This is a genomic window from Saccharibacillus sacchari DSM 19268, assembly GCF_000585395.1.
GTDB classification, from domain to species: domain Bacteria; phylum Bacillota; class Bacilli; order Paenibacillales; family Paenibacillaceae; genus Saccharibacillus; species Saccharibacillus sacchari.
Genome location: NZ_KK073875.1, coordinates 207,965 through 220,812, shown reverse-complemented (window position 1 = coordinate 220,812; position 12,848 = coordinate 207,965). Strand labels below are relative to the sequence as shown.

The following is a 12,848-nucleotide window of genomic DNA, read 5'->3' as shown; positions in this document are numbered from 1 at the left end:
CCTTAGTCAAGAAAAGGACGAATCGCGGCCTCGTTGCCGGATGAAGACCGTACATCGTTGTGCGGCCTCGGAATAAGCAAAGTATAAAAATTAAAATAAACAATGTCAATATAACTTACAGAAAATAATTAAAATTAGAGTGAATTTAATTGAATAAGTCGTTTTTTGATAAATAGTTTTCATTTCATGTTATTTTAAATTACATATATATTGACTTCTATAGTTGGATCGCCTAATCTGTGAATAGTTATTCGGTACAACGGTGTACCGCATCGCATCGGCAGCGTAGCCTACTCTTCTTTCCGCGCGAAAGAAAGTAGGCTTTTTATGTCCGCATTGATCAGAAAAGACGAATCTGCATGGATAAGAGAGGGATGAAGCATGCTTAAGCAAAAACTCAGGCTGGTCGTAGTCGGCAACGGCATGGCAGGCATCCGCTGTTTGGAAGAAGTATTGAAATTGGACGCCGAGCGGTACGAGATTGCGGTAATCGGGGAAGAACGCCATCCCAATTACAACCGTATCCTGCTGTCCAAAGTTCTTCAGGGCAGCGCTTCTCTGGACGAGATCGTGCTCAATCCGTACGAATGGTACCGCGAACATGGCATCGCTTTATATACCGGAGAACGCGCGACGCGTATTCATGCGGGCGAACGCAAAGAGGTCGAGACGGCATCGGGGCTTAGAATTCCGTGGGATCGTTTGATCATCGCGACCGGATCTTCCGCTTTTGTTCCGCCGATACCGGGCGTCGAGAAAAAAGGCGTCATTTCGTTCCGCAATCTCGAAGACTGCTCGGCCATGATCCGGGCTTCGGAGACGGGACGCAAAGCCGCGGTCATCGGAGGCGGCCTGCTCGGGTTGGAGGCGGCCCGAGGACTGCTTAATCTCGGCATGGAAGCGGAAGTCATCCACAACGCTTCTTTTTTGATGAACCGCCAGTTGGATTACACGTCGGCGGGAATGCTGCGGCGGGAATTGGAAAGGCAGGGCATGGCTTTTCGCCTGAATGCCGTTACCGAAAGCATTACCGGCGTAGGACGCGCGAAAGGTCTGCTGTTTGCCGACGGAAGCCGGACGAAGGCCGATCTGGTCGTGCTGGCGGTAGGGATTAAGCCGAATACCGCGCTGGCTTCGGCCAGCGGGATTGTCGTCAACCGCGGGATCGTGGTCGACGATGATCTACGGACGAACGTTCCGGGCGTCTATGCGATCGGCGAATGCGCCGAACACCGGGGAATCGCATACGGTTTGGTATCCCCGCTCTACGAGCAAGCCAAAGTATTGGCGCGAAAATTGTGCGATAAGCCGTCGGAGCCGTACAAAGGCTCGACGGTATACGCGCAACTCAAAGTTTCCGGCGTGGATGTGTTTTCCGCGGGCGATATCCGCGAAGAAGCCGTCGACGTCGCGCAGCGGAGCGAAGACGGAATCCGCGGCGTTTACCGGAAAGTGACGATGAGAGAAGGCAGGATTGCCGGCGCGATTCTGTACGGAGACACCTCCGAATCCGGCGCGCTGCTGAAGTTGATCCGGAATGAAGCCTTTGTCGCGGCGCTGTCTTCCGCTTCCGGCGAACAGGGTCGAAGCGGCGCGCAGGAAGCCGCAGCCGCGCTGCCCGACGAAGATAAGGTATGCGCCTGCAACGACGTAACCAAAGCGGCGATTCTGATGGCGGTGACAGACGGAGGAGCCTCTACCGCCGACGGCGTCAAGCAGGCTACGGGCGCTTCCGGTTCCTGCGGAGGCTGCCGACCGATGGTCGCCGCGCTCGTCGAGTATGCCAAATCGGGCGGCGTCTTGTCTGCGAAGAGTGAGGCAAAAGAGAAAAAACCGATCGAAGAGGCATTGTGCGATTGCATGCCGTTCGGCCAAGCGGGGCTTAAAGCCGCTGCGCGAGAAGCGCTGCGTGCTCTGCCTTCGGAAGCTTCCGCCGAATTGAGCGAATTGAGACTGGTGCCGGAGAAAAAATGGGCGGAAGGCTGCGAAATTTGCCGACCGGCCGTGTTGTATTACGCAAGCGGCGGGCTGTCGAAGAATGAAGCTGAACCGTACAGCGTAATCCGTAATCATGCGAGGGCCGAAGCTGCCGTGCATACGGCGGGGCCGGACGGTCGATCGATGCCGCCGAGCGAAGCTCTGAGCATCGGCAGCAGGTGGAGCGCGCGCTGGAAAGCCGCCACGCTGCCTGCTTCGGTCGAAGCGGCCGTATCGGACGGGCCCGGATATCCTGCGGGCGTCCTGGTCCGAGATATCGGACTGAAGCGCTGTCCGGCGGGATGGGAGCTATACGCCGGCGGGCATGCGGAGCATCCGGTCCGCCAAGGGGAATTGATCGGCATCGCGCATAACGCGGAAGAAGCCGCGGCTTTCGGCGAAGCGCTGCTTCAGTTATACCGCGAAGACGCCTACTACGGCGAAGCGCTCTGGGAATGGTTTGCCCGAACGGGTCTGCGGTCTGTGCGGGAGGCGTTATCCGACCGCGGGCTTCGCGATCAGCTCGCAGATCGCTTCGAAAGGCAAACGCAGTCCGTGTCCGTCATAAATTGAGCCCATGAAAAAAATCGAATGATCGAACAGGAGGAGTTACCATGTCAGGCACTTTGCTCGGCAGTCTATCCCTCGATGTCCCGTTTTTCTCGGAGAGCACGCAGTGTCCGTTTTGCAGCGTGCAATGCAAGATCAGGCTGGAACGCCTGGAAGAAAAGAATGAACGCCCCGAAATCAGTGCGAGGGGAGAAAACAACGCCGCTTCCGAAGGCCGGCTCTGCGTCAAAGGCCAGAACGCGCATCAACATGCGCTGAGTCGGGAAAGGCTGTTGCACCCGATGATCCGGCGGCACGGGGAATTAGTCCGCGCGACTTGGGAAGAGGCGCTAACGGCGGCGACGGGGTTGCTGGCTTCCTCTTCCGAGGCGTACGGGCCGGACTCCGTCGGCGTTTACGGCGGAGGGTCGCTTTCCAACGAATCGGCATATTTGCTCGGCAAATTCGCCCGGCTTGCGCTCGGGACGAAATATATCGACTACAACGGCAGGTTTTGCATGTCCGCCGCGGCTTCCGCAGGCAGCAAGACGTTCGGCGTTGATCGCGGACTGACGTTTCGGCTGTCGGATATTCCGCGCGCGGAATGCATCGTGTTGGCCGGGACGAACGTGGCGGAATGCCAGCCCACGCTGATGCCTTACTTCAACAGGGCACGCGAAAACGGAGCTTGCATCATTGTGATCGATCCCCGCGCCACCGCGACGGCGGCCGCTTCGGATCTGCATCTTGCGATCCGTCCCGGCACGGACGCCGCGCTCGCGTCCGGCATGCTGAACGTATTGATCGAAGAAGGCTTGATCGACGAAGCTTTTATCGCCGCAAGAACGCGGGGGTTCGACGAATTGAAACAACGCGCGCTTCGGCAGAGGCCGTTATCCGAAACGGCAAAGATTTGCGGCGTCAACGAATCAACGATCCGCCGGGCGGCGATCTTGTACGGAAGCGCCCGTACCGGCATGATCATGACGGCTAGAGGCGTCGAACAGCAGACGGACGGCCACTTGGCGGTTCGCGAATTCCTGAACCTGGTCCTCGCTACCGGCAAGATCGGGCGGGAAGGCTGCGGATACGGCGCAATCACGGGGCAAGGCAACGGTCAAGGAGGCCGCGAACACGGACAAAAAGCCGATCAATTGCCCGGATACCGTTCGATCGAAAACGAAGCCGATCGGGCATATGTCGCTTCCGTCTGGAAAGTGGACCCGGACCGCATTCCGAGAGCGGGAGTATCCGCGTACGAGATGATGGAAAAAATCCATCGGAACGAAATTCGCGCGTTGTTCGTGATGGGTTCGAATCCGATCGTTTCCAATCCCAATGTTTCGTTGGTCGAAGAAGCGCTGGAAAAGCTGAACGGGCTGATCGTGGCGGACATGTTCCTGTCGGAAACCGCGATGCTGGCCGACGTCGTGCTTCCGGTCACTTCGTACATGGAGAACGAAGGCACGCTGACGAACCTGGAAGGTCGCGTTCTGCTGCGCGAAGCGGCGCGTCCGGCTCCGGGGGAATGCCGGCACGATTGGGCGATTCTGTGCGACGCGGCAGCTCGGTTGGGCAGCGGCGACCTGTTTTCTTTCGATTCGGCCGAATCGATTTTCGACGAGCTGCGGGCTGCCAGCCGCGGCGGGCGAGCCGACTATTCCGGAATCACCTACGCGCGTCTTCGCCGGGAAGAAGGCATATATTGGCCGTGCGGGGGACAGGAGTCGGGCAGCGGATTGATGTTCGAAAAGACGTTCGGCCACGAAGACGGCCTGGCGGTTTTTTCGTCCCCGGCGCAAGAAGAAGCCGATGCCAAAGCCGTATCCGCCGATTATCCGCTGCTGCTGACGAACGGTCGGGTGTTGGCGCATTATTTGACGGGCGTGCAGACGCATCGAAGTCCGACGCTGGAAGCACGGGAAGTCGCGAACTTCCTGGAATTGCATCCCGCCGCCGCTAAAAAAATCAAAATCCGCGACGGAGACTGGGTACAAGTCGTATCTGAAGCCGGAGCGTTCTATGCGCGCGGCCGGGTGACCGACAAGATCCGCGAAGATACGGTATTCGCTCCCATGCATTGGGGAGGCATCCAGAACGTCAACCGCGCGACGCTGCCCGGACTGGACCCGAACTGCAAAATGCCGGGATTCAAAACGACGCCGGTCCGCGTGCTTCCCTACGCGGGAGCCGGACAAAGGTAAACATGCATGAATCGGAGGCAGGCTTCCGTGATCGAAATCGAGCCGAGAGCCCGCAAAAAAGCCTATCCGCGACTGCTATGCGGATAGGCTTTTTCGTTTCGTCGTCGGATGTGCTTCGTGACGGATTGTTCGCCGCGTTTCGATTCCCGATGCGCTCGAGCGAGGTTAGACGGTTTTCGGCCGACGGCGCATCATCTGGTTCAATACTTCCGAAAGCACAAGGCCTGCCGCGATCGCGCCCGCGATCATCAGCGTCTGAGCGCCGATCTGTAGCGCTTCGTCATACCGATTCTCGACAAAGCGTCGCATCGCGTTGTAAGCCATTCCGCCGGGAACGAGCGGGATGATGCCCGCGACGCTGAAGATGATCACCGGCGTCCGGTAGATTTTCGCAAATAACTGGCACAAGATGCCGACGAGCAGCGAAGCTGCCAGCGTCGCGGGCGCTTCGCCGATCTCGCCGCGTATGAATACATAAAGCACCCAGCCGAGCATCCCGACGAGGCCGCAATGAAACAGCGATTTTTTCGGTGCATTGAAAAGGATCACGAATGCGGCGGCGGCAAAAAAACTGGTCAGAAAATGAGCCCACATCAACGTTTATCCTCCTAATGGAAAAAGATCAAAGCAACGGCTATTCCCGCGCCTATGGCGAAAGCGGTCAAGCAGGCATCGGCTCCTTTGGAAATGCCGGAGACGAGGTGGCCGGCCATCAGATCGCGAATAGCGTTGGTGATAAGCAGACCCGGCACGAGCGGCATGACCGAACCGACCGCGATCCGGTCGAATTCGTACCCGAACCCGCCCCAGATGAACAGCAAGGCCAGCAGTCCCACAAGCAAAGCGGCCGAGAATTCGGCAAAAAACTTGACTTGCACGATGCGATGCAGCCAGACTGAAGCGGCGAGTCCGGCACCTCCTGCTATAAAAGCGGCAGGGAAGTCCGGCCAAGTGCCGCCGAACATGATCAGGAAGCAAGCGCTGGTCAGCGCGGCGGCAAGGATCTGAACGGGAAGCTTATAACCGAACGGTGCCGACTCGGCTTTGAGCAGCAAGGTCTTTGCATCGCGCGCAGACAATTCTCCGGATGCGATTTGGCGGGAGATGGCGTTCACTTCGGCGATTTTATTCAGGTCGGTCGTGCGTTCTTCGATGCGGATCAGCTTGGCCGGCTGTTCGCCGCTGGTCGAAAACATGATCACGGTCGGCGTTACGTAGCTGTGGCTTTCGCTCAATCCGAAAGCCGTGGCGATCCGAACCATCGTGTCTTCGACCCGGTAGGTTTCGGCGCCGCTTTGAAGCATGACTTTTCCGGCCAGCAGACATAACTCTATCGTTTCGTAAATGGAAGTTTTTTGTTCCAAAACGTTGATTTCTCCTTCGTTTGTTCGTTCATGACAATACATGGCAACTTATTGTAACACAACTGAAATCTGATTTTCAGCTTGTTTTAAGCTTTCGTGTTTATTCTATAACTACAACCCCCTTAGAAATATATATCTAGGACCGCAGGCGCTAACGAGCGCTGCGGTCCCCTTTTTTGTTCGGATTTTTATCGGGCCTTTGCGTCGACGGGGAGGGAGCGGTTATACTAAGAAATCAAGCGATCGTTCGGATCAGGTTTGCTTATACGCCCTAATGTGTAGCACTGCTCCGATAACGGGTAATATGGGGGAATCGACCCCTATGAACAAAGGAGGAATCGGCGTGAATTTCGGCGCACGCATGCTGAAAACGGGGATTGCGGTAACCCTGGCTCTATATCTGACGACGCTGCTCAGCCTGACGCCGCCCGTCATCGCTGCGATTGCGGCTATTTTTGCCATGCAGCCGACCATTTACAAATCATGGACGTATTTTCTCGATCAATTATTGACCAATACGTTGGGGGCCGTTATTGCGGTTACGGCGGGACGCTTGTTGTCCAGCGAACCGATCGCGGTTGGATTAACTTGTATTGTCGTCATCATGATCTGTTTAAAAATGAAGCGTGCCGACACGATCGGACTGACGCTCGTAACCGTCATCTCCGTTATGGAAGCGTCGGGAGATTTGGGTTTTGCGCTCAATCGCTTCCTGATCAGCGTCATCGGGATTTTTTCGGCTTTCTTCATTAACGTGGTTGTTCTGCCACCGAAGCCGCGCGAGCAGTTTATCGGTCAGATCCAATCGACGTTTAGCCAGCTTTCCCTGCTGATGCGCACGGCTGTCTCGGACGAGATTAAGGAAAATGTATTCCGCGACGAACAAAAAGCTTTGGAAGGTTCCATCCAGTCGTTGACGGAAAAGTATAACCTGCTTGAAGAGGATCAACATAAGCGCAGACGTCCTTCCTATACGGAAAGCCGCCATCTCGTCGTCTACAAGCAGATGCTGCATACGCTGCGCAAAGGAACAGAGGTCGTAGAGGCGGTCGAGGAGCATTATTTTCCTACGGCAAGAACGTTGCTGCTCGACAAGTTGTTCGACGACCAGTTGGAGTACATGATCAAGTATCACGAGCATGTATTACTGAAGTTCGAGGGCAAGCTGAAGCCGGACGATCTGCCTTGGCAAAACCTCGAAGAAGAAAATGAACGCTTCTCGCAGGCCATGAAAGAATACATGCAGCAGCAGGAAGGCAGCACGATGCGATTGTCGATCGTGGCTGCCGAAATCCAAGCCTACGGCTATCAGTTGGAGCGCCTTAACCGATTGGTCGAACATTACGGGGACAGCAAACGCAATGCGCCGAAGCCGTGGACGCACTGGCTGAATCCTAAGAACTGGAGCAAAGGCAAGTCGTAAACCGGCCAGATGCCGTTTATGGAAAAGAATGAAGGGTAAATAGAAGAAAGGGAAGGAATACCGGTTGTCCGGCGCTCCTTCCCTTTCCCTATGCAAATCCCGTCTCCGAACGGTTGATTTCGTCGGCGCTCAAGCGTACAATAAAATTCTGTTCATGATAAAAAATACTTATAATTAACATTTTATCCATAAATTATAATTTTTTTATATGGAAGGTCAATCGTCAAAAGGGGGACGAAGTTATGGAAATTACGGATCTTGAGTGGAAACGGGAGCAAGAGCGCGTCGATGACGTAACAACCAAGATCGGACGTCGTATTCGCGGTCTGGAAGCCCAAGTAGGCGAGATGCGCGGCGACGTCGTCGGTTTGCGCAAAGAATTCTGGGACGAGGTCACGATGAACTTTGCCGAGCCGGATGATTTGGGAGAAACCTCGACCAGTATGCGTCAGCAATCTCAGGTATTGGCGGAGCGAGAGTTTGGACACAAGCGTGCTTTTTCCCAACTGGGTAAGCTGCGCAGGTTGCAGCATTCGCCGTATTTCGGCCGGATCGACTTCCGCGAATCCGATGAAGTCGCTGCCGAGCCGATCTATTTGGGCATTGCATCACTGCTGGACGACAACGAGCAAGACTTCCTGATTTACGACTGGCGCGCGCCGATCTCCAGCCTGTATTACGACGGATCGCCAGGCGCGATATCGTATCGCACGCCGGGCGGCAGCGTCGAAGGCGAGATGGAATTGAAGCGGCAGTACGTCATTCGAGATGCTAAAATCCGCGTGATGTTCGATACGGGGATGACAATCGGAGACGAACTGCTGCAAGAGGTGCTGAGCCAAAGCGCGGATGACAGAATGAAAAGCATCGTATCCACGATTCAGCGCGAGCAAAATGCGATCATTCGCAACGAGCAAAGCCGGCTGTTGGTCGTGCAGGGTGCGGCAGGCAGCGGCAAAACGTCGGCGGCGCTTCAGCGCGTGGCGTATCTGCTGTACCGTTACCGGGATACGCTCAGCGCCGATCAGTTGGTCCTTTTCTCGCCCAACTCGCTGTTCAACAGCTATGTCTCCACCGTACTGCCGGAGCTTGGCGAGGAAAATATGCTGCAAACGACATTCCAATCTTATCTCGAGCGCCGGATCGGCCGCGAGTTCGATTTGGAAGACGCGTTCGACCAATTGGAATATTTGCTGCGCGGGGATGTGGCGGAAGACGGGGAGTATGAAGCCCGGTTAGCAGGTATTCGTTATAAATCCTCACTGGATTACCTGGACGTGATCCGGGCTTACCGTGAATACTTGTCGGAACGGGACATGATGTTCCGCCCGATACGTTTCCAGGGTCATGAGATCGTGTCTGCCGAAGACATGCGCCGCCGGTTCTATGAATTCGATCATACCGTCAAAATTCCGAGCCGGATCGAACAGATGAGCAAGTGGTTGATCAAAGAAGTCAGCGAATACGGCAAAAGCCAGCGCGACGAAGAGTGGGTGGACGATCAGATTCAACTGCTCGACTCCAGCGCGCTGCATCGGGCGTATAACCTGATGCGCCGCAAGCAAAAAGGGGCTGCCGACACCTTCGACGATTTCGACCAACAACGCGAAGCAGCGGCGCGCATGATCGTCAACGATTGGCTGAAGCCGGTTCGCAAATGGATCAAACGTCAACGCTTCGTCGACGTGAAGGGCATGTACCGCCGTCTGTACAAAGATGAGACCCTGTTTATGAAGCTGTCGGGCGGACGTCCGCTTCCGGCGATGTGGCATGAAGTTTCCCGCCAGACGCAGGATCGGATCGCCAAGTCGGAGCTGATGTTCGAAGACGCCACGCCGCTGCTGCTGCTTCGGGAGTTGCTGCAAGGTTTTATCACCAATACGGCGATTCGTCACGTCATCGTCGACGAAGTGCAGGATTACACGCCGTTCCAGCTCGAATTCCTCAAACGTCTGTTTCCTCGTGCCCGCATGACGGCGCTCGGCGATCTGAATCAGGCGATCTACGGTCACGATTCGGCGCTGGACGACTACGATCCGCTCCTGAATCTGTACGGCCGCGAAGAAAGTGTCGTGTTGCGTTTAACGCGGAGCTATCGTTCGACGCGCGAGATTACCGAATTCACCAAAGCGATGCTGCCGGAAGGCGAAGATATTTTGGCCTTTACCCGCAGCGGAGAAAAGCCGGTGCTGCGCCGGTTTGCCGAAGATTCCATTGCGGAGATGGAGGAGACGATCGCTTCCGATATCGAACAACTGCGCGAGCAGGGTCTTGATTACACGGCAATTATCTGCAAAACGCAAAGCGAATGCAACGAGCTGCATCAGCGGCTGAAAGATCGGTTGAATACGCGGTTGATTACGAAAAACACGCCGGCATTCGAAAAAGGGACGGTTATCGTTCCGGCTTACTTGGCAAAAGGAATCGAATTTGACGCGGTGCTGCTGCATAATGCTTCGGCAGAACGGTATTCGCGCGAATCCGAGCGGAAGTTGTTCTATACTGCGTGTACGCGGGCCATGCACGTGCTGCACATGTATGCGGTAGGAGAAGTTAGTCCGTTTGTGACGGGTGTGGATTCGGAGTTATATGAAGTTCGTTGAATCTGTGAATGGAATAAGTAAAATAAATCGCAAGGATTGGATCGCTTTAAAAGGTTGTTCGGGAAACTTCCGGACAGCCTTTTTTTGCATACCGCTCTGTTATGGATCTGTCTGATGTTGACTCTGACGCTGCGTCATCCTTTAACATGATTTCCGAAACGATAAAAAGGAGAGATCACGATGAAGATTACGACGCTGCGTTCCGACAAGGTTTACCGCCGAATCATGCAACTGCCGCAGGAGGAAAAAAGAGAAGCTTACCGCGAACAAATGCTGGCTCCGTTTCAAGGCAAATGGGAGATTCAACAAATTCCGTTCCGCGCTGACTCGCCCGGCGGCTTCGACGTACTGACGCTGAACGATCTGATGTATTTGCCTGCGAATGAGATCGACGAATCGGCGCTGGCGCAGGTGAACGAGATTTCGTCCGATGCATTTTGGGCAGCGTGCGAAAAGGTCGTGAGCGACAGCTTTTCTTCTTTCGGGCAGCAGGGAATAGCGCTTCCGGTGCAGAAAGTTGTGTTTACGGTTCTGCTCGGCAATCCGGACAGCGAGCTGCTCCGAATCAACCAAGGATATTCGGGAGACGGCGGCATTCCGGGGTATATCCTGACGGTGCTGACGCCGAACGCTTATACGCTGCCGCGAATCACGGCCGCTCTCGCGCATGAATGCAATCATAATGTGCGGTATCAATTTATCAAGTGGGATATGAATGTGACGCTTGCCGAACTGATCGTAAGCGAAGGGTTGGCCGAGAATTTTGCCGTCTCGCGCTGCGGTGAAAAATGGCTGGGACCTTGGGTGTCCAAGACGGATACCCAGACGCTGAATCGCGTAATCAAACCAATGCTGAAGCCTGCGTTGAACCTTCAGGGTTGGCACAATATCGCTCCGCGTCTCTATGGGGACGAGATCGCGGCTTTGCAAGGCATGAGCCCTGCCGGTCTGCCTTACGGAGCCGGTTATGCCTGCGGCTATCATCTGATTCGGCATTATTTGCGCAAAACCGGAGAAAGTATCGAACAGGCCACTTTAAAAAGCGCAGACGAAATTTTGAAGGTCACGGAGGACTATTGGCATGCCGAAAGCGTTGTTGACGGTACATGAGGTTGTGAACATCACGGGCACGACCGCGCGAACGCTGCATCATTACGACCGAATCGGTCTGCTAAAGCCTGCGAAGGTGAAGGAGAATGGATACCGCTTATACGATCGTGCCAATTTGGAGCGGCTCCAGATCATTCTTTTTTTAAAAGAAACGGGCTTGCGTCTTGAAGATATAGCGGTCGTATTGGAGCTTCCCGAGCCGGAACGCCGACAAGCCCTGCACAAGCATCGTGAACAACTCATAGATAAAAAGCGTCGGTTGGAAGGTATCTTGCATGACTTCGACCGGTATTTGGAAGCCGGAACGATTTTCGGACCCCGGTCGCCGGAAATGCCGGGTCTTCCGCTGCATGAGCAATACGATCGCGAAGCGGAACTGGTTTACGGAGATACGCAAGCCTATGCCGTTTATAAGCAGCGCATGCAGCAATTGGAGCAGCGACCGCCGGGTGAACGCGAGATGCAGCTGCAACAAGTCGAACAGCGGATGAACGGCGTGTTTGCCGAACTTTTTGTCCTCATGCGAAATGCTCCCGAATCGCCGGACATCCAACTCAAGATCAAGGAATGGGCGGACGAGCTTGCAGCCTATACGGAGATTACGCCGCAGCTTTTGATACATATCGCGGAAAATTATCGGGGCGACAATCGATTCCAGGCCTATTTCGATACGTTCGGAGGAGAAAAAGGGAAGTTTGCTTCTTTTTTGCATCAAGCTATTTTGGCATACAGTTCGTCGTTGTAGCATCGGGAAAGGAGAGAGTAAGCCTTGAAAAAAGCGGATATCCGGGTTGTGCCGACAGACGGGTCCTATACGCATTTGCCGGGCGTGCTGGTCGCGGATCATTACCGGGTGTCCGACGATTACGTCTGTTACCGTCCGGAAGGAACCAAAGACTGGTTGATCATGTACACGCTATCCGGCAAAGGAACGGTACAAACCGAGGAAGAGGGCGCGCTGCATTGTTCGACGGGTACGGTAACGCTGATTCCTCCGGGTACGCTGCACTATTATTTTACGAACGAAGGCGAAGTATGGGAAAAAATCTGGGCTCATTATACGCCGCGGCCGTCCTGGTTGGATTGGCTGCCGTCGGATTCCGGTAACGGAGCGATCGATCAGGTACGGATCGAGGATTCGCGCAGCCGGGAAGCCGTGGAAAAAGCGTTTCGCCGCATCCTCGCTTACCGGTTCGATGCGGCGGGAGACTTTCGGGAAGAGTTGATGCTGAACGCGTTGGAAGAGATTATTTTGCTGCTGGCCGGTCTGCGTGCGGAGCGGCGAACCCTCGACCCCCGGATCAAGATCGTATTGGATCTTCTTGCGCATGAGTTTTCGGAAAACTTCGCGATTGAAGATTTGGCCCGCCTCGTGCATCTGTCGCCTTCCCGGTTATCGCATTTGTTCAAAGAACAAGTCGGAGATTCGATCATCGCTATTTTGAACGGATTTCGCTTGAAGCAGGCGGAGAAACTGCTGCGTTATACGCCGCGCCCGATTACGGAGATCGCGTTCAGCGTCGGCTTCAATTCGCCTGATTATTTTACCCGGCAGTTCGTGCACTATTACGGAATGAGTCCGTTGCAGTATCGCAAGCGGCATATGTCCCGGCATTGA

Annotated in this window: 9 protein-coding genes; 7 read left to right on the top strand and 2 right to left on the bottom strand. The window is 54.9% G+C overall.

The features are described 5' to 3' along the window. The first annotated feature begins 381 nt into the window (after positions 1 to 381). Complete coding sequence (locus SACSAC_RS00965) at positions 382 to 2,550, top strand: FAD-dependent oxidoreductase (protein ID WP_037282559.1); 2,169 nt, start codon at positions 382 to 384, stop codon at positions 2,548 to 2,550. Positions 2,551 to 2,591: 41 nt separating this feature from the next. Continuing rightward, positions 2,592 to 4,730, top strand: coding sequence for a molybdopterin oxidoreductase family protein (locus tag SACSAC_RS00960; RefSeq protein WP_037282556.1), 2,139 nt, complete (start codon positions 2,592 to 2,594; stop codon positions 4,728 to 4,730). 165 nt (positions 4,731 to 4,895) lie between these two features. On the opposite strand, the gene SACSAC_RS00955 is transcribed toward SACSAC_RS00960, so the two are convergent. Continuing rightward, the gene (locus SACSAC_RS00955; RefSeq protein ID WP_037282553.1) at positions 4,896 to 5,324 is read right to left on the bottom strand and encodes a threonine/serine exporter family protein; all 429 of its coding nucleotides are present in this window, start codon (positions 5,322 to 5,324) and stop codon (positions 4,896 to 4,898) included. A 14-nt stretch (positions 5,325 to 5,338) separates the two neighbouring features. Then, positions 5,339 to 6,034, bottom strand: coding sequence for a threonine/serine exporter family protein (locus SACSAC_RS00950; RefSeq protein ID WP_245608710.1), 696 nt, complete (start codon positions 6,032 to 6,034; stop codon positions 5,339 to 5,341). Between the two features lie 403 nt (positions 6,035 to 6,437). On the opposite strand from SACSAC_RS00950, the gene SACSAC_RS00945 reads away from it, so the two are divergent. From SACSAC_RS00945 to SACSAC_RS00925, 5 genes are all read left to right on the top strand, one after another. Next, positions 6,438 to 7,517, top strand: a complete 1,080-nt coding sequence (locus SACSAC_RS00945; protein ID WP_051507438.1) for an FUSC family protein — start codon at positions 6,438 to 6,440, stop codon at positions 7,515 to 7,517. Between the two features lie 242 nt (positions 7,518 to 7,759). Beyond that, positions 7,760 to 10,120, top strand: coding sequence for an RNA polymerase recycling motor HelD (helD, locus tag SACSAC_RS00940; protein WP_037282548.1), 2,361 nt, complete (start codon positions 7,760 to 7,762; stop codon positions 10,118 to 10,120). 180 nt (positions 10,121 to 10,300) lie between these two features. Then, positions 10,301 to 11,230: a DUF2268 domain-containing putative Zn-dependent protease gene (locus SACSAC_RS00935; protein ID WP_037282546.1), complete on the top strand. Its 930-nt coding sequence runs from the start codon at positions 10,301 to 10,303 to the stop codon at positions 11,228 to 11,230. Next, positions 11,202 to 11,975: a MerR family transcriptional regulator gene (locus SACSAC_RS00930; RefSeq protein WP_037282544.1), complete on the top strand. Its 774-nt coding sequence runs from the start codon at positions 11,202 to 11,204 to the stop codon at positions 11,973 to 11,975. Before SACSAC_RS00935 ends, SACSAC_RS00930 begins: the two co-directional genes overlap by 29 nt. 24 nt (positions 11,976 to 11,999) lie before the next feature. Further along, on the top strand, positions 12,000 to 12,848 hold the full coding sequence (locus SACSAC_RS00925; protein ID WP_051506762.1) for a helix-turn-helix domain-containing protein: 849 nt from the start codon (positions 12,000 to 12,002) through the stop codon (positions 12,846 to 12,848).